The organism is Achromobacter sp. ISS7, assembly GCF_056523125.1.
On the sequence record NZ_JAWRZD010000001.1, the window covers coordinates 2,438,149 to 2,455,084 of the forward strand.

At 69.0% G+C, this 16,936-nt stretch carries 12 protein-coding genes; 1 reads left to right on the forward strand and 11 read right to left on the reverse strand.

Annotated features, from left to right (window positions below; translation table 11 throughout):
• Window positions 1-17: 17 nt before the first annotated feature.
• From AC1HFW_RS11035 to AC1HFW_RS11045, 3 genes are read right to left on the reverse strand one after another with little or no spacing between them, the layout of a single operon-like run.
• Window positions 18-671 (reverse strand): Rossmann-fold NAD(P)-binding domain-containing protein, encoded by a 654-nt coding sequence (locus AC1HFW_RS11035; protein ID WP_479283254.1) that lies wholly within the window; start codon window positions 669-671, stop codon window positions 18-20.
• Window positions 668-1,684, reverse strand: a complete 1,017-nt coding sequence (locus tag AC1HFW_RS11040; protein ID WP_479283256.1) for an SDR family oxidoreductase — start codon at window positions 1,682-1,684, stop codon at window positions 668-670. Before AC1HFW_RS11040 ends, AC1HFW_RS11035 begins: the two co-directional genes overlap by 4 nt.
• Complete coding sequence (locus AC1HFW_RS11045) at window positions 1,681-2,355, reverse strand: class I SAM-dependent methyltransferase (protein WP_479283258.1); 675 nt, start codon at window positions 2,353-2,355, stop codon at window positions 1,681-1,683. Before AC1HFW_RS11045 ends, AC1HFW_RS11040 begins: the two co-directional genes overlap by 4 nt.
• 124 nt (window positions 2,356-2,479) lie before the next feature.
• Between AC1HFW_RS11045 and AC1HFW_RS11050 the strand changes: the two genes are divergently transcribed.
• Window positions 2,480-3,082 carry a TetR/AcrR family transcriptional regulator gene (locus AC1HFW_RS11050; protein WP_479283260.1) on the forward strand — a complete coding sequence of 201 codons (603 nt, stop codon included), beginning with the start codon at window positions 2,480-2,482 and terminating at the stop codon, window positions 3,080-3,082.
• Window positions 3,083-3,114: 32 nt separating this feature from the next.
• Here AC1HFW_RS11050 and AC1HFW_RS11055 read toward each other — a convergent pair whose 3' ends face one another.
• The 8 genes from AC1HFW_RS11055 to AC1HFW_RS11090 form a co-directional block, all read right to left on the reverse strand.
• Window positions 3,115-6,168, reverse strand: coding sequence for an efflux RND transporter permease subunit (locus AC1HFW_RS11055; RefSeq protein ID WP_479283263.1), 3,054 nt, complete (start codon window positions 6,166-6,168; stop codon window positions 3,115-3,117).
• The gene (locus tag AC1HFW_RS11060) at window positions 6,165-7,319 is read right to left on the reverse strand and encodes an efflux RND transporter periplasmic adaptor subunit (protein ID WP_479283264.1); all 1,155 of its coding nucleotides are present in this window, start codon (window positions 7,317-7,319) and stop codon (window positions 6,165-6,167) included. Before AC1HFW_RS11060 ends, AC1HFW_RS11055 begins: the two co-directional genes overlap by 4 nt.
• Entirely contained in the window at window positions 7,300-8,784 is a 1,485-nt protein-coding gene (locus tag AC1HFW_RS11065) for an efflux transporter outer membrane subunit (RefSeq protein WP_479283266.1), read from the reverse strand. Before AC1HFW_RS11065 ends, AC1HFW_RS11060 begins: the two co-directional genes overlap by 20 nt.
• A gap of 80 nt (window positions 8,785-8,864) precedes the next feature.
• Entirely contained in the window at window positions 8,865-12,062 is a 3,198-nt protein-coding gene (locus tag AC1HFW_RS11070) for an efflux RND transporter permease subunit (protein WP_479283268.1), read from the reverse strand.
• Window positions 12,059-13,216 carry an efflux RND transporter periplasmic adaptor subunit gene (locus AC1HFW_RS11075; protein ID WP_479283270.1) on the reverse strand — a complete coding sequence of 386 codons (1,158 nt, stop codon included), beginning with the start codon at window positions 13,214-13,216 and terminating at the stop codon, window positions 12,059-12,061. The genes AC1HFW_RS11070 and AC1HFW_RS11075 overlap by 4 nt, the downstream gene beginning before the upstream one ends.
• A 99-nt stretch (window positions 13,217-13,315) precedes the next feature.
• Window positions 13,316-14,740 carry an aldehyde dehydrogenase family protein gene (locus tag AC1HFW_RS11080; protein ID WP_479283272.1) on the reverse strand — a complete coding sequence of 475 codons (1,425 nt, stop codon included), beginning with the start codon at window positions 14,738-14,740 and terminating at the stop codon, window positions 13,316-13,318.
• Complete coding sequence (locus tag AC1HFW_RS11085) at window positions 14,727-16,121, reverse strand: ATP-binding protein (protein WP_479283274.1); 1,395 nt, start codon at window positions 16,119-16,121, stop codon at window positions 14,727-14,729. Before AC1HFW_RS11085 ends, AC1HFW_RS11080 begins: the two co-directional genes overlap by 14 nt.
• Window positions 16,118-16,783 (reverse strand): response regulator transcription factor, encoded by a 666-nt coding sequence (locus AC1HFW_RS11090; protein WP_479283275.1) that lies wholly within the window; start codon window positions 16,781-16,783, stop codon window positions 16,118-16,120. The genes AC1HFW_RS11085 and AC1HFW_RS11090 overlap by 4 nt, the downstream gene beginning before the upstream one ends.
• Between the last annotated feature and the right edge of the window lie 153 nt (window positions 16,784-16,936).

Below are 16,936 nucleotides of genomic sequence, written 5' to 3' on the forward strand. Positions count from 1 at the left end.
AGCCGCATCGACCCGCCCTAGCGCCGCGATGCGGGCCAGTTCCGGATCTCGTGATTGGTCAACAGCCCCTGCCCGGCGCCATGTTTGGCCACATCCAGCAGACAAGACGCCAACTGGTCGCAATCCACGCTGAAGTCGCGGCTCAGCCACGACAGCACGGTGCCGACGGGCGCGAAAAAGCGCGCGAAGTCCTTGCGCGGGCCGCTGCGCGCGGTCGGTCGGATGTAGCCGGGCCTGAACACGAACAGCGGCCGCTGCAACTGCGCCAACTCGCGTTCGGTGCGCCCCTTGATGCGCGCAAACAGCGTGGACCGTTGCTCGGTGGGATCGGCGCCGCGCCCGCTCAGGAAGCAGAACCGCAGATGCGGATTGGCGGCGTACATCGCGCGGGCGGCGGCCAGCGTGTAGTCCAGCGTGATGCGGACGTATTCGTCCTTGCCCACCTGGGTCTGCGATACCCCCAGGCACCAGATGCAGGCGGTGTAGTCGCTGAAATCCAGCCGCGAGTAATCCAGAAAATCGTCGATGATCACCTCGCCCAGCTTCGGATGGGATATGCCGGTCTTGCGCCGGGTCAGCAGCGTCAGCTGGGTGATGGCGGGATCGGCCAGCGCCTGCCGCAGCACTTCGCCGCCGGCAAAACCGGTCGCGCCGGTCAGCAAGAGCTTCATGACGGCTCTCCGGACGGCAGACTGCGGGCACAATCCACCAACGTCGTCAGCGCCGGCCGGGACTGCCATCCCAACTGCCGGCGAGCCTTGGACGAACTGTGAAGGATCTTGCGACCCAGCCGCGGCACCATGGCGCGCATGCCAGGATCGGAACGCGCGACCAGACGGAACACGAAGTTCGGCAGGTTGCGGGTCGGCACCTTGCGCGCCGCGCCGCCCAGCATGGCCCGCAACGTGCGCGAGATCTCGCTCATCCACATGAACTCCCCCACCGCCAGGAAGCGCTCGCCGCCGGCCTGTTCCGACTCCATGGCGCGGATGTGCGCATCGGCCAGGTCGCGCACGTCCACGACCTCGAAGCCCAACCGCGGATTGGCGGGCAGGCGGCCATCCAGCAGGCGCTTGATGATCTGCACCGAACCCAGGTTGTCCGCCGACAGCACCGGTCCGAACACGGCGCCCGGCAAGATGGTCGTCAGGCGCTGCGACGCACCGTTGTTGCGCATGAAATTCCAGGCGGCCTCCTCGGCCAGCCGCTTGGACTGCCGGTAGGCATCGACGTCGGGCTCGTTCGGGTCGAACCACACCGTCTCGTCGCTGAAACTGTCGCCCTGCTGCAGGGGCGGCGTCGCCACCGCCGCCGCGGACGTCATCACCACGCGCTGCACGCCGGCCTGCAAGGCCGCGCGCAGGACCCGGATGGTGCCGTCGCGGGCCGGCGCGATCATGTCGGCCTTGCTTTCAGGCCCCCCGCCCAGCGGCGAGGCCACGTGCAGCACGTAGTCGCAATCGGCCATCGCCGCCGCCCAGCCTTCGTCGGCGGTGAGATCGGCGGCGAAGAAAGCCAGCCGGTCGCCGGCCGAAATCTGTCCGGCCACGGCCGTGCGCACCGCCGGCGCCTTGGCCAGATCCCGCAATGTGGTGCGCACGCGATAACCGCGCCGCAACAGTTCCACGATGCACCAGCCGGCCACGAAACCCGCGCCGCCGGTCACCAGCACCGTCTTGTTCATAGTGCGACTCCCTGACTATCAAAACCCAATATGTTGGAATGCGCCCCGGCCCGCGCCGCCAGTATGACCGGACGGCGGGCTGCGCCAAAGGGCTGGCGACGAGTGATGCGGTACACCACGGCGGGAGGCAGATTGCGCGCCGTGGCGCCGACACGGGTGGCCTTGAGCCCCAGCCGGTCAAGCACGCGCCGGGGCACCGGGCAACCCGGAAAATAGGTGAACTGGTAGAACCCGCCCGCCGGATGCAGATAGTCGAAAGCGCCGGACAGGATCGCCATCACCTTGCGCGGCGGCATCGACAGCAGCGGCAGTCCGCTGACCACCGCGCCCAGCCCCTGCGGCGCGTACAGGTCGTGGCGGCCAAGGCGGGCGGCGTCCATCTGCAGCACCCGGGCGCGCGGAAAGCGGACGCTCAGCGTGCGAAAGAAGTCGCCGCCGAATTCCAACAGCGTCAAATCGTCTTCACGCACGCCGCGCGCCAGCAGGGCGCGCGTGAACACGCCGGTGCCCGCGCCCAATTCGAGCACCGGTCCGCGCGACGGCAGGATCTCGCGGGTGATCAGGCGCGCCAGCGCCTCGCTCGACGGCGCGATCGCGGCGACGCGCCGCGGATCAGCGACCCATGACCGCGCGAAGCGGATGAAATCAGAGACATAAGCGTAAATGTCCATCAGAACCGGCTCTCCCGAATGACGTCCGGCGGCGATCGGATTGCCGCCAGATGTCTACATGCGTATACTAACGCGGAATCAAATCAAAGTCTACAGTTGTATATTTAATGAGGCCAAGCCCCCGATGACCATCCCGCCTGCCCCCCGCCGCCGCAATGCCGCCGCCACGCGCGACGCGATCCTCGCCTCGGCGCGGCTTGCTTTCGCCCAATCCGGCTATGACGGCGCCGGCGTGCGGGAAATCGCCGCTGGCGCCGGGGTAACGGCCATGCTCGTCAATCGCTATTTCGGCTCGAAAGAGAACCTGTTCGCCGAGGTCATCGCCGACACCATGTCGCGCCCCACCCTGCTGACCGCCGAAGCGCTGCGTTCGCCCACGCTGGCGCGGGACATGGTCGCCGGACTGGTCCATATCACCCAGACCCAGGCCACGCCGCTGATCGGCTTCCAGATCATGCTGCGCTCGGCGTCCAGCGAACGGGCGGCGCAGATCGGCCGCGAGCAGATCGAACGGCACTACCAGAAGAGCCTGAACGATGCGCTTGCGGGCGACGCCACGGCCCAGCGCGCCGCGCTGGTGCTGGCGTTGGTGGCGGGCTTCCAGGTCATGCGGCAGATGATCGCCTTGCCCGCGCTGGCCGACGCCGACCCGGACACGCTGGTGCGTCTGCTCGAACCGCTGTTCCAGCAGTTGATCGACGGCCACGCCGGCGCCGCGCCGGCTTGAGGCGTACACGGGTCCGGACACCGCCAGCCGCCTCATGACGGCCACCGGGCCAGGCCGGCCAGCCGCGATAGCCGCCGTCCGGCGCCATCGATCAGGGCGAACACCACCGGCACCACCAGCAGGCTCAACAAGGTCGAGGTGACCAGGCCACCGATCACCGCCACGGCCATCGGCTGCCGGAAACTGGCGTCGGCGCCGAAGCCGGCTGCGATAGGCAGCATGCCGGCAATCATGGCGATCGTCGTCATCAGGATCGGCCGCGCCCGCGTGCGGCAGGCGTCGACCAGCGCCTCGGTCAACGGCACGCCGCGCTGGATCGCCGTCTCCGCGTACTCGACCAGCAGGATCGAGTTCTTGGTGACGATACCCATCAGCATCACCAGACCGATCATCGATGGCACGTCCAGCTCGGCCCGCACCAGCAGCAACGCCGCGAAAGCCCCGCCCAGCGACAGCGGAATCGCCGACAGGATCGTGAGTGGCTGCAGCAGGTCCTTGAACAGCAGGACCAGCACGCCGCACACGCACACCAGCGCCAGCAGCAAGGCCCAGCCGAACGAGGCCGCCAGTTCGCCTGCCCATTCGGCGTCACCGGACGGCAGCAGCCGCACGGCGGCCGGCAGGGCCTGCACCGCCGGCAACGCCAGCGCGGCCTTCATTGCCTGACCCAGCGGCGTGCCGCCCAGGTCGGCGGTAATGGTCACCTGGCGCATGCGGTCGTAGCGGTCGATCTGCGACGGCCCGCTGCCCAGGCTGATCTGCGCGACGCTGGCCAACGGCACCAACCCGTCGCGCCCCGGCATCCGCAGCGCGCCAATGGCGTCGAGATCAGAAAGCGCCCCTTCGGCGACCCGTACCCGGATGGCGACCTGGCGGTTGTCCAGGTTCAGCTTGGACAGGTCCGCATCGAAATCTCCGCCGGCCGCGATACGCACCGTCTCGCCAATGGCGGCCGCGGCGATGCCACGTTCGGCGGCCAGCGCCGCGTCGGGCCGGATCACGACTTCCGGCCGGTCCAGGCTGGCGGTGGAACGGATATTGCTCAACCCGGACACCGTGCGTAGCTGGCGCGCCAACTGCTGAGCGGCCGCGTTCAGGGCCTGGGCGTTGTCGCTGGCCACGATCAGTTCAAGCCGCTCGCCCAGGCCGCCCGCCCCGACCGCGAAACGCGCGCCGGGCAGCCCGCCCAACGCGGCGCGAACCCGCCGTTCGATCTGTTCCTGCGAATCGCGATGACCGCGCGGATCCAGCATCAGCGTCAGGGTGGCGCGACGCGGATCGTTCAGCCCGCTGCTGGCGGCGTTGGCCGGCGCCATTCCGACGGCGGCGAACACGCCGCTCACCCCGGCCATGCCGTGCAACGCCTGCCGTACCCGCTCGGCGGCGGCCACGCTGTCGGCCAACGCCGCGCCGGGCGGCAGTTCGACCTGGATGGAGGTATAGCCACGGTCGGAGGCGGGCACCAGGCCGGTCGGAATCAGTGGCACCAGCGCCAGCGAAGCGGCGAACAGCGCAAGGGTCGCGCCGATGGTGCGCTTGCGGTGCGCCAGGCACCAGCGCACGGCACGCAGATACGCCGCCATCATGCGGCCGCCGGACTTGACGCGATGCACGCCCGGCTTGAGCAGCCAGGCCGCCATGACCGGCGTCAACAGGCGCGCCACCAGCAGCGAGGACAGCACCGCGATGACCGTCGTCCAGCCAAACTGGCGGAAGAACAGGCCGGCGGCGCCATCCAGCATGGCCGTGGGCAGGAACACGACCACCAGCGTCAAGGTGGTGGCGAGCACCGCGACCGCGATTTCGGTGACCGCGGTCTCGGTCGCCTCGCGGATCGGCTTGCCGGCGTCGCGGTGGCGCTGGATGTTCTCGATCTCGACGATGGCGTCATCGACCAGGATGCCGACGATCACCGCCACCGCCAGCAACGTCAGCGTATTGAGCGAGTAGCCCAGCCATGCCATGCCGATGAAGGCCGGCAGGATCGACAGCGGCAAGGCGGTGGCGGCCACCACCGTGGCACGCCAGTCGCGCAGGAACCACCACACCACCAGCACCGCCAGCAGCGCGCCTTCCCACAGCATCTGCATCGAACCGCGATACTGCTCGTGGGTATAGTCGACGCGGTTGGAAACCAGCGTGATCTCGATGTCCGGATCGATGGCGCGCAGGCGTTCGATGGCCCGCGCCACGCCCGCGGCGATGCCCAGCTGGTCGACATCCCTGGCGCGGAACACCTGGAAGCCCACCACCGCCGTGCCATCGAGCAGCGCCACCTGCATGCGCTCGGCGTGTGAATCGCGCACCTCGGCCACCTGGTCCAGGCGCAACGTGCGTCCATCCGTCAAGGCGAGCGGCAAGGCCGCCAACTGTCCGGCCTGCTCAAGCGTGGCGACGGTGCGCACCGACTGCCGGCCCTGGTTGATCTCGGCGCTGCCGCCGGACGACTGCTGCTGGTTGCGTTGCAGCGCGCGCGATACCTCGGCCGCCGTCACGCCGAGCGAAGCCAGGCGCGCCGGATCCACCTCGACGCGCACCTCGCGCCGCACGCCGCCCACGCGCTCGGTCCGGCCCACGCCCGGCACCGCCAACAACGCGCGGTTGACGCGATCGTCGACGAACCACGACAAGGCCTCCTCATCCATCCGCCGCGACGAGATGGCGTAGGTCAGAATCGGGCTGACCGCGGTGGTGACGGCGCTGACCGTGGGCGACAACAAGTCCGCCGGCAAGTCGGCACGGATGCGATCGACCGCATCCTTGGTCTCGATCAGCGCATCGGACAAGGATTTGCCCAGCTTGAACTCGACCCGGATCCGTACCAGGCCGTCGCTCACCGAGGTGCGCAGGTGCTGCAAGCCGGCCAGGGTCGCGAGCGAGTCCTCGACCTTGCGCGCCACGTCCGCTTCCAACTGCGTCGGCGCGGCGCCCGGCTGCGCCAGGGCGATCTGCACGGTGGGCAATTCGATATCGGGATAGTCCTGCACCGGCAGCTTCTGGAAACTGCGCAGGCCCGCCAGCGTCAGCAGCAGGAACAGCAGGATCACCGGCACCGGATTGCGCAGCGACCAGGTGGCGATGTTCATGGCGCCGCTCCCGCCGCGCCAGGGGTGACGGCCAGCGCCACCCGGTCGCCTTCGTCGAGAAAGCCCGCGCCCTGCGCCACCACTTGCGCGCCCGCCGCGAGCCCCTCCCGCACCTCGGCCTCGGCGCCACGCCGGCGGCCGATGACCACCGGCGTCATGCGCGCCACCCATGGCTCGGCGCCGCCACCGGCGAGCGTGAACACGTAGCTGTGGCCGTCGCGGATCACCACGCTGGCGGCCGGCACCACCAGGGCCGCGCTCGCGCCCGCCAGCAGATTGCCCTTGGCATACATGCCCGCGCGCGCCGCGCTGCCGGGCGGCAGGTCGACATAGGCCATGCCCAGCCGGCGCGCGCTGTCCAACGCCGGCGCCTGCTGCCGCACGGTGCCGGTCACGAGCTGTCCGTCCGGCAGCGTCAATTCAACCGGCAGGCCCGGCCGCGCCTGGGCCAACTGTGCCGCGGTCAGCTCGCCACGCCATTCCAGGCGGCCCTGCACGATCACGCGGAACAATTCCTGCCCCGGATTGGCGACCGCGCCCAGCGCGGCGCGCCGCGCACTCACGATGCCATCCTCTGGCGCGCGCACCTGGCTGTCCTCCCATTGCAGCCGTTTCGCGGCCAGTTGGGCGCGAATGGCGGCGACCTGCGCCATCGCGATCCGCGCCTGGGTCACGTGCGCCAGGATGTCCTGTTCGCTGATGCCACCACCGGCGCGCTGCTGCAAGGCGCGACGGCGGTTGGCTTCGGCCTGCGCGCTGGAGGCCTCGGCTTGCGACAGCGCGGCCTGCAACTGTGCTTCCTCCGCCCGCAGCCGGCGGTCGTCGAAACGCGCCAGCAGGTCGCCCTTGCGCACCGCGTCGCCCACGTTCACCCTCACCTCCACCAGGCGCAGATCGGTCGACTGGGAACTGATCACGGCCTCCTGCCAGGGCTCGATGGCGCCCGTGGCCGACAGGCTTTCCGGCCATTCGACGGTTTGCGCCGACGCCACCGTCACCGTCATTGCGACGGCCGCGGGCACGGCGGGCGGCGTCCTGGCCACGGCGCGCGGGAACAGCGCCGGCGCCGCCAGCAGGCCGATGGCGGCGGCGCCGCCGAGTATCCAGGCCGGCGCACGCTGGCGCCAGTGGTTAGTCGAGAGGGGTGGCATGCGGGTCGCCATGGGTATTCGGGTTCAGGGAAATGGCATTGCCGGCGGCCCGTACCAGGGCCACCCAGGACTGTCCGCGATCGCGGCCAGCGGCGACTTCGCTGTTACGGGCTTCGGAGTACAGGCGGCGCGCGTCTTCCAGCTCGAACAGGCTGAGCGATCCCGCGCGCCATTGCGCCTCGGTCGCCGCGAGCAGGCGGCGCGAGGCCAGCACCGACTCGCCCGCGCTGGCCTCGCGGACCTTCGACGACTCGATGCCCGTCAGCGCATCCTCGACCTCGCGCCAGCCCTGCCGCACGGCCTGCGACAAGCGCGCCGTGGCGGCGCGATAGCGCGCCTCGGCGGCGTCCACCGTCGCGCGTCCGCGACCGCCATCGAACAGCGGCGCGGCCAGGCCCACCGTCAGCAGCCGGCTGGTGTAATCGAGCGCAGTGCCCCCCACGCGCAGCCATTGGCCGGCCAGCGCCGCGCCCAGGTCCAGGCGCGGCAGGCGCTCGGCGCGGGCAACAGCGATATCCGACCAGGCGGCGGCCGCATCGCGCTCCGCCGCCACGACCGAGGGGTGCTGACGCAACACGGTCGCGGGCAACGCCAATCCGACCTCGGGCGGTGCGGCCAGGACAAAGGTCTCATCCACCATCACACGTGGCTCCGGCAACAACGCGCGCACCTCGGCGGCAGGGCTGCCGCTCAAGACCGCCAGGGCGTTGACCTGTCGATCGCATTCTTCCTTGCGTGCGGCCGCCACGGTCCGCGACAGTGCCAGGCTGCTGCGAGCTCGCGCCTCCTCGGCCGGGGCCAGGCTCCCGGCGTCGACCCGAGCCCGCGTCAGTTGCAGGACCCGCTCGCGCGACAGGACATCTTCGCGCTGCACCGCCAGCCCGTAACCGCAGGCGCGCAGGCCCAACGCCGTGGTGGCCACCTGCGCCACCAGATCGAGCCGCACGCCCTGCGCCTGGGCATCGCGCGCATCCAGCCGGCGCCGCGACGCCTCGACGGCGCTGCGGACGCGCCCCGACCAATCCAGTTCCCAAGCCAGGTTGGCCCCCGCCGACGAGGCGCTGGCCAGCGGCGTAACGGCGTCGGCCGCGCCATTCGATTGCAGTTGCGTGGCGCGCGAAAACGCCGCGTTGGCGGTCAGCGACGGCAACCGCGCCGCGCTGTCGATACCCAGACTGGCGCGAGCCTCGTCGACCCGCGCCATCGCTTCGGCCAGCGACGGATTGTCATTCAGCGCGGCCTCGACCAACGTATCCACCGCCGGGTCCTGCAACAGCCGCCACCAGGCCTGCGGTCCCTGCGATGCCCCCGCGGCCGCGGCGCCCTCGGACCACGCCGGCGCCGTCGCCAACGCCGGCGCCTGGTAATCGGGCTGGGTGGCGCAACCGGCGCCCGCCAGCACGGTGAGCACCGCCAGCAGGCGCCTGCCCCACCGCCGATCGTTAAGCGATATCAATTCAGTCATTTCGATAGGTCCAAACCGGGTACCGGCGGAGATTTCCTGCCCGCCGACACGCATGGTGGCGGGTCCGATTTAGGATTTCTTTAATGGGAACCTCGGTCGGACGTTGCCGGCACGGTCAGTGGCGCCGGGTCGCCGTGGTGGCGCAGCGGACGGTTGCCGCCCAACCTGCGCACCAACACGTAGAACACCGGCGTCATGAACAGACCAAAAAACGTCACGCCGATCATTCCCGAGAACACCGCCACGCCCATGGCGTTGCGCATTTCCGCGCCTGGGCCGCTGGCCAGCACCAGCGGCAGCACGCCCATCACGAACGCCAGCGACGTCATCAGAATCGGGCGCAGCCGCAGGTGACTCGCCTCGATGGCGGCCTGTACCGGCGTGCGCCCGGACAACTCGATCTCACGCGCGAACTCCACGATCAGAATGGCGTTCTTGGCCGACAGCCCCACCAGCACCACCAGCCCGATCTGCGTGAAGACGTTGTTGTCGCCCTGGCCGAGCCAGACCCCCGTCATCGCCGCCAGCAAGCCCATGGGCACGATCAGGATGATCGAAAGCGGCAGCGCGAAACTCTCGTATTGCGCCGCCAGCACCATGAAGACCAGCAGCACCGCCAGCGGGAATAGCCACAATGCGGCATTGCCCGCCAGCATCTGCTGATAGGTCAGTTCGGTCCATTCATAATCGATGCCTGGCGGCAGGGTCTGCGCGGCGATCCGTGCGACCGCGTCCTGCGCCTGTCCGGTGGAATAGCCGGGCGCCGCGGTGCCGCTGATGTCGGCCGACAGGTAGCCGTTGTAGCGCATGACGCGCTCGGGGCCGAAACTCTCGCGCAACGTCATCAGCACCGCCAGCGGCACCATCTCGCCGCTGGCCGACTTCACCTGAAGCCGGCCGATGTCTTCCGCCCGGGCGCGGAACGGGCCGTCGGCCTGCACCCGTACGGTATAGGTGCGGCCGAACTTGTTGAAGTCGTTGACATACAGGCTGCCAAGGTAGGTCTGCATGGTGTCAAAGACATCTGTCACCTTGACGCCGAGCTGGTGCGCCCGGGTGCGGTCGAGCTCGGCGTGCAGTTGCGGCACGTCGACCTGGTAGCTGGTGAATGTCGAACGCAGTTCCGGCGCCGCCGCGGCCTGCGCCAGGAACGCGCGGGTGGCGCGATCAAGCGCCTCATAGCCCAGTCCGCCCCGGTCCTCGAGCTGCAACTTGAAGCCGCCCGTAGTGCCCAGTCCGCGCACGGGCGGCGGCGGAAACATCACCACGAAGGCCTCCTGGATCTCGCTGAATTGCGCATTCAGGCTGGCCGCGATCTCCTGGGCCGACTGGCCCTTGCCCGCGCGTTCCGAGAATGGCTTGAGTGGCGTGAACACCAGGCCGGCATTGGAACTGTTGGTCAGGCCGTTGATTGACAGCCCCGGATAGCCCAGCGCGCGCTCGACGCCTGGTGTGCGCATGGCGATATCGCTCATGCGGCGTATCACCTCTTCGGTGCGGTCAAGGGTCGCGCCCGCCGGCAGGCGTGCAAAGCCGATCAGGACCTGCTTGTCCTGCGCCGGCACAAAGCCGTCAGGCACCGCCTTGAACAACCCCGCCGTCACCACCAGCAGGCCGCCATAAAGGGCGAGCACCGCCGTCTTGCGGGCGATACCCGCGCCGACGCCCCGGCGGTACAGTCCGCCGGCGCGCGCGAAACCTTGATTGAAGCGCGCGAAGAACCGTCCGCACGTCCTGTCGATCAGGCGAGTCAAACCGTCCCTGGGCGCGTCACGCCCCTGGAGCAGAATCGCCGCCAGCGCCGGCGACAGGGTCAGCGAGTTGAAGGCGGAAATCACCGTGGAGATGGCGATGGTCAACGCGAACTGACGGTAGAACTGCCCGGTCAGCCCCCCGATGAAGGCCAGCGGCACGAACACCGCCACCAACACCAGCGCAATGGCAATGATCGGACCCGATACCTCGCGCATGGCGCGGATGGCGGCGTCGCGCGGCGCCAGGCCGGCCTCGATGTTGCGCTCGACGTTCTCGACCACCACGATGGCGTCGTCAACCACGATGCCAATCGCCAGCACCAGCCCGAACAGCGACAACGCATTGATCGAGAAGCCGAACAGCAGCATCACCGCGAACGTGCCGATGATCGACACCGGCACCGCCAGCAACGCGATCAGGGACGCGCGCCAGGTCTGCAGGAACAGGATGACCACCAGCACCACCAGCGCCACCGCCTCCAGCAGCGTGGTCACCACTGCCTTGATCGAAGCGCGCACGAACTGCGTCGGATCGAAGGCGATCTCGTAGTCCACGCCATCCGGCATGGACCGCTTCAGGTCCGCCATGACGGCGTGGACCTGATTGGCGATTTCCAGCGAATTCGAGCCCGGCGCCTGGAACACCGGCACGGCCACGGCCGGCTGATTGTCCAGCAGCGCGCGCAAGGCATACTCGGACGCCCCCAGTTCGACCCGGGCGATGTCGCGCAGGCGCAGCACGGCGCCGCCAGGCTCGGATTTGACGATGATGTCGCCGAACGCCGCTTCGTCCCGCAGGCGGCCCGATGCCGTGATCGTCAACTGCAGCTCGATCTCCCTGCCGTTGGGCGCCGCACCGACCACGCCGGCGGCCGCCTGCACGTTCTGTTCCCGGATCGCCTCGACCACGTCGCTGGCCGCCAGGCCGTGCGCGGCCACCTTCTGCGGATCGAGCCAGACCCGCATGGCGTAGTCGCCCGACCCGAAAAGCTGCACCTGGCCCACCCCGGGAATCCGCGCCAGGCGGTCCTTCACATTCAGCACCGCATAGTTGCGCAGGTAGGCCATGTCGTACTGCCCGTTGCGCGACAGCAGATGCACCTGCAAGGTCAGGTCGGGCGTGCTTTTCACCGTGGTCAGGCCCAGGCGCCGGACTTCTTCTGGCAGCCGCGGCACCGCCGACGCCATGCGGTTCTGCACCAGCTGCTGGGCCTTGTCCGGATCGGTGCCGAGCTTGAACGTGATGGTGAGCGTGAACTGGCCATCGGTGGTGGCCTGGCTGCTCATGTACAGCAGATCCTCGACGCCATTGATGGCTTCTTCCAGCGGCGTGGCCACGGCGTCGGCGATCACCGCCGGACTGGCGCCCGGGTATTGCGCACGCACCACCACCTGCGGCGGCGCCACTTCCGGATACTCCGAAATCGGCAATTGCGGCAGCGCGATCAGGCCCGCCACCAGGATCAACATGGACAACACACCCGCGAAAATCGGGCGGTCGATAAAGAAACGCGACAGGTTCATTGCAGTCGCGCCTCCATCGCCACGGGGCGGGGGTCGACACGCAAGCCCGGGCGCACCCGATGCAGGCCGTTCACCACCACCCGCTCGCCGGCTTCCAGCCCGCCGAGCACGACTCTCAGCCCGTCGGCATTGCCGCCCAGCCGCACCTTGCGGTACGCCAAGGTGCCGGCGCCATCCACCACCAGCACGTAGCGCTTGTCCTGGTCGACCCCGATGGCGCGCTCGCTGACCAGTACCCGCGCTTGCCGCGCCGCCTGTCCCAAGCGTACGCGGGCGAATTGCCCGGGCATGAGCCGGTCATCGGCATTGTCGAACTCGGCCCGCACGCGTACCGTGCCGCTACCCGCATCGACCTGGGTGTCGACCAGTTGCAGGTGGCCGGAAAGCAGCGTGTCCGGCGCCGCCCCCGTCCCCACCTGCACTGGAACCCGGCGCCATTGCGCCGGGTCCGCCGCGTCGACACCCAGGTCCGCCAGCGCCCGTTGCACCGCCCCCTCGTCCGCCTGGAAAGCGACCCGCGCCGGACTCACGGAAACCAGGGTGGTCAGGACCGGACCGTCCGGTCCGGCATCCACCAGATTACCGGCGTTGACCTCCAGGCGCCCGACCCGGCCCGCGATCGGCGCGCGGATCTGCGTGTAGTCCAGGTTCAGGCGCGCGGCTCGCAACGCCGCCTGCGCCGCGCGCAATCCGGCTTGCGCGTCGTCCGCCGCGAACTGGCGCTCCTCCAGGTCGCGTTGCGCAATCGCATGCTCCCTCCAGAGGCGGGCCGCGCGCTGCCATTCCTTGCGCCGGTAGTCCGCCTGCGCCCGGGCGGCGAGCACCTGGGCCTCGGCCCGATCCACCTCGGCCTCGAAAGGCGCCGGGTCGATCGACAGCAGCAAGTCCCCGGCCTCGACCCGCGCCCCTTCGACGAAATGCGCCACGAGCAACTGGCCGGTCACGCGCGACCGCAGTTCGATCCGTTGCGCGGCCTCGATCCGGCCCGCGAACTCGGTCCAGACCTGTACCTCTCGCCGCGGCACCTCGGCCACGTCCACCGCGATGGCCGGCGGCGCCACCAGGCCTGCCCGCGCCCCGCCGCGCTCACGCCCGGCATGCGATGCCCAGCCGACCGCCGCCACAAGGACGGCGGCCACCAGGCCATATTTCAAGAAACGTGTGTATCGGCTCGGCACCCTGGCTCCTCATCTGGCAATGAGCAGCCATTCTGCGAACGCGTTTTTAACGTCGGTTTAACGCCGGGCCGACCGCTACGAAAATACCGACTGCCACTCCAGGTAAGCCTCTACCCCATGCAGGCCCAGCTCGCGCCCGATGCCGGATTGCTTGAAGCCGCCCGCCGGCGCGCCGGCCTCGTCGAGCAGGTCGAACGTACGGTTGACCATCACGATGCCGGCCTCGATGCGATCCGCCACCGCCCGCCCATGAGCGGGGTCGCCCGTGCTGATCCAGCCCTGCAGCCCGTAGATGGAGTCGTTGGCGATCTCGATCGCCTCGTCTTCGCTGTCGTAGGTCAGCACCGACAACACCGGCCCGAAGATCTCCTCGCGGGCAATGGTCATGTCGTTGGTGACGTCAACGAAGATCGTCGGCTTGACGAAGTTGCCGCCCTCCAGGCCCGCCGGCTGTCCGGCGCCGCCCGCCAGCAGGCGCGCGCCCTCGGCGCTGCCCTGGCGGATGTAGTCCTGCACCCGGTGGTACTGCTTTTCGCTCACCAGCGGTCCCAGTTGCGTCGCCGGGTCCTGTGGCCGGCCCACCACCCACTTGCCGACCTGGTCCAGCAACGCCGCCTCGACCGCTGCGCGGCGCGACCGTGGCACCAACAGGCGCGTGCCGGCGATGCAGGCTTGGCCGTTGTTCCGGAAGCAAGCCTCCAGCGCGAACGGAATGGCCGTGCGCAAGTCGGCATCGTCCAGGATGATATGGGCCGATTTGCCGCCCAATTCCAGCGTGACGCGCTTCATCGTCTCGGCGGCCTGGCGCATGATGTGCTTGCCGACCGCGGTCGATCCGGTGAACGAGACCTTGGCGATATCGCGATGCGTGCACAGCGCCTCGCCGGCCACGGCGCCGGCGCCATGGACGATGTTGACCACGCCCGGCGGCAGTCCCGCGGCGTCGACGCACTGGGCCAGCAGGTCCGTCTGCAACGGGCTCAGTTCGCTGGGCTTGATGACCACCGTGCAGCCGGCCGCCAGCGCCGGCGCCAGCTTGTTGCAGATCGCGAACAACGCGGAATTCCACGGCGTGATCAGCGCCGCCACGCCTACCGGACGCCCGAATACCTCGGCCTCGCCCATGCGGCGCTTGAACGGCACCTGGTCCAGCGTGCGCTTCATGTTCAGGAACAGCTTGGCCGCGCCCTCGATCGAGAACTTATTGTGCCGCGCCACCCCGCCGTACTCGAGGGTGCGCGCGGCGACATGCTCGTCGGCGCGCGCCAGGATCGCGTCATGCAGCGCAAGCAGGTACTGGCCGCGCTGCAGCGGCGTTGATTGCGAGTAGCTCTTGAAGGCAAGGCGGGCGGCGGCGACGGCGTCGTCCACGTCGTGGGCGTCGCCCAGCCTGACCTGGCCGATCACCCGCCGCTCGGTCGGGTCGACGATGTCCAGCAGCGCGGTGCCATGTGCATTCTGGAAACGGCCATTGATGTAATGCCGATCAATCAGCGTCATTGCGTACTCCCTCTGGGGTTTGAACAGGAAACAGCAGCCGCACACTGAGCCCGGGCGCGCCGATGCCGACGCCGGTCTCGATGGTGGCGCCATGGGTCTGCGCGATGCGCGTCACCAATGACAGGCCGATGCCGCTGCCGCGCACCGAGGCGCTGCCCGGCACGCGGTAGAAGCGATTGAAGATGGCCTCGCGCTGGTCTGGCGGCACCCCGGGACCGTCGTCGGCCACCTCCAGGAATGGCCTCACGCCGGCGCCGGAATCCAGGCCGCCGCAGCGGATGCGCACGCGCCCGCCCGGACAGGTGTAGCGCAGGGCGTTGTCGACCAGGTTGCGCACCAGGATTCCCATCTCGTCGACATCGCATCGCATGCCGCAGGACGCCACCTCCAACTCAATGACGCGTTGCTGCCGGTTGGCGACCATGTCGAATTCACTGGCCACGTGCAGCACGATGTCGCGCACGTCGTAGTGCTGCCGCACCGGCGCGTGAATACCCGCCTCCAGCCGCGCCATGTCCAGCAACTGCTCCGACAGCCGGCTGCCGCGCTGGATGCCGACCAGCAGCTTGCCAAGCGCCAGGCGCCGCTCCTCGTCCGTGCGGGCCCGCAACGCCACATCCAATTGCGCCTGCAGCACCGACAACGGCGTGCGCAACTCGTGCGCCGCGTCGCTGATGAACTGGCGTTCCGCCTTGATCGCCTGGTCCAGATGCGCCAGCACGTGGTTGAAGGCATGCACCAGCGGCAGCAGTTCCGACGGCAGCGCCGCGGTCGGCAATGGCGTCAGGTCGAACTTGGATCGGTTGCGGGTGGCCTGCTCGACCGTGGCGATGGGCCTGAGTGCGCGGCCCACCGACCAGGCCATCATCAGCCCCGCCAGCGCCATGCCGAGCGCAGCCAGCGACACCGCCTTGGCCGAGTGCTTCTGGAAATCCTCATTGATCATGCGCCGGTCGTTGCCGACCTGGACATGGAAACGGCCGTCTCGGTCCGTTGCCGAATACACCCGCCAGGATTGCCCATCGATCTCGACGCTGGTGAATCCCGGCTTGAAATCGGGCCGCAGCGGCGCCCGCGGCGCGTCTGGCGTGCTGGCGAGCAGGCGATTGCCCGGCCCCCATACCTGGAACGTCAACTCGTTGTTGTGCGCCTCCCCCGCCGATTGCAACAACGGCGCGCCAGCACCCGCCCGGCCCGCGGCATCCAGGTCCGAGGGCGTCATCTGCAACAGCTTGATGGCGATGGATTGCAGCTTGTCGTCCCAATTGCTGGTCTGGCTGTTGGTGCTGAAAATGTACATCGCGCCCAGAGACAGGCTCCAGGCGAACAGCACCCACAGCGCCAGCGCCCGGAACATCCTGGCCCTGAGCGACCCGCTCATGCTCGCGGCTCCCCGATCTTGTAGCCGTAGCCGTGCACCGTCACGACGATGTGCTCGCCCAGCTTGCGGCGCAACTGGTGGATGAATACGGCAATGGTGTTGCTGCCGATGTTGATGTCGTTGCCGTAGACCACCTGTTCCAGATAGTCGCGCGTCACCACGCGTCCGGGGCGCTCGATCAGCGCCAGCAGGGTGCGGTACTCATAGGCGCTCAGCAGCACGCGTTCGCCAGCCCGCGTGACGACGCGCCGCTCCGGATCGACCTTGACGTCGCCGCAGACCATGTCGCCCAGCACCCGCCCCTGGCTGCGGCGGATCAAGGCCCGCACCCGCGCCAGAAGTTCGTCGAGCTCGAACGGCTTGATCAGGTAATCGTCGGCGCCGCTGTCCAACCCCTTGATGCGCTCGCTGAGTTGCCCGCGCGCCGTGATGATCAGCACCGGCGTCGAGTCATAGCGTTCGCGCAGCCAGGCCAGCACCGACAGGCCCGACTCACCCGGCAGCCCCAGGTCCAACAGAATGGCCGAATACGCGTGCTGCAGCAGCATGACCCGGGCCGCGCCGGCATGGGTCGCGTGCTCGATGGCCCACGCCTGCTGGCGCACGCCGTCGCAGATGGCGTCCGCCAACAAGGCATCGTCTTCGACAAGCAACAGGTTCAAGAGGCTTTCCTTTTCGGCTGGGCACGGCCGCCGGCCCACCGCCCTGCGGGCAGGCCGGCGGCGGCCCCGCGAATTGTGCGGCGCGCTTTTTAGGATTCGTTTAACGGCGGTGGCGCCCGCCTTGGACGCCAAGTAAACACCTGTATACTTCAT

Excerpts from the sequence above, each read along its gene's own strand:
- AC1HFW_RS11035 (WP_479283254.1), bottom strand. The coding sequence starts at position 671 with ATGAAGCTCTTGCTGACCGGCGCGACCGGTTTTGCCGGCGGCGAAGTG.
- AC1HFW_RS11040 (WP_479283256.1), bottom strand. The coding sequence starts at position 1,684 with ATGAACAAGACGGTGCTGGTGACCGGCGGCGCGGGTTTCGTGGCCGGC.
- AC1HFW_RS11045 (WP_479283258.1), bottom strand. The coding sequence starts at position 2,355 with ATGGACATTTACGCTTATGTCTCTGATTTCATCCGCTTCGCGCGGTCA.
- AC1HFW_RS11050 (WP_479283260.1), top strand. The coding sequence starts at position 2,480 with ATGACCATCCCGCCTGCCCCCCGCCGCCGCAATGCCGCCGCCACGCGC.
- AC1HFW_RS11055 (WP_479283263.1), bottom strand. The coding sequence starts at position 6,168 with ATGAACATCGCCACCTGGTCGCTGCGCAATCCGGTGCCGGTGATCCTG.
- AC1HFW_RS11060 (WP_479283264.1), bottom strand. The coding sequence starts at position 7,319 with ATGCCACCCCTCTCGACTAACCACTGGCGCCAGCGTGCGCCGGCCTGG.
- AC1HFW_RS11065 (WP_479283266.1), bottom strand. The coding sequence starts at position 8,784 with ATGACTGAATTGATATCGCTTAACGATCGGCGGTGGGGCAGGCGCCTG.
- AC1HFW_RS11070 (WP_479283268.1), bottom strand. The coding sequence starts at position 12,062 with ATGAACCTGTCGCGTTTCTTTATCGACCGCCCGATTTTCGCGGGTGTG.
- AC1HFW_RS11080 (WP_479283272.1), bottom strand. The coding sequence starts at position 14,740 with ATGACGCTGATTGATCGGCATTACATCAATGGCCGTTTCCAGAATGCA.
- AC1HFW_RS11085 (WP_479283274.1), bottom strand. The coding sequence starts at position 16,121 with ATGAGCGGGTCGCTCAGGGCCAGGATGTTCCGGGCGCTGGCGCTGTGG.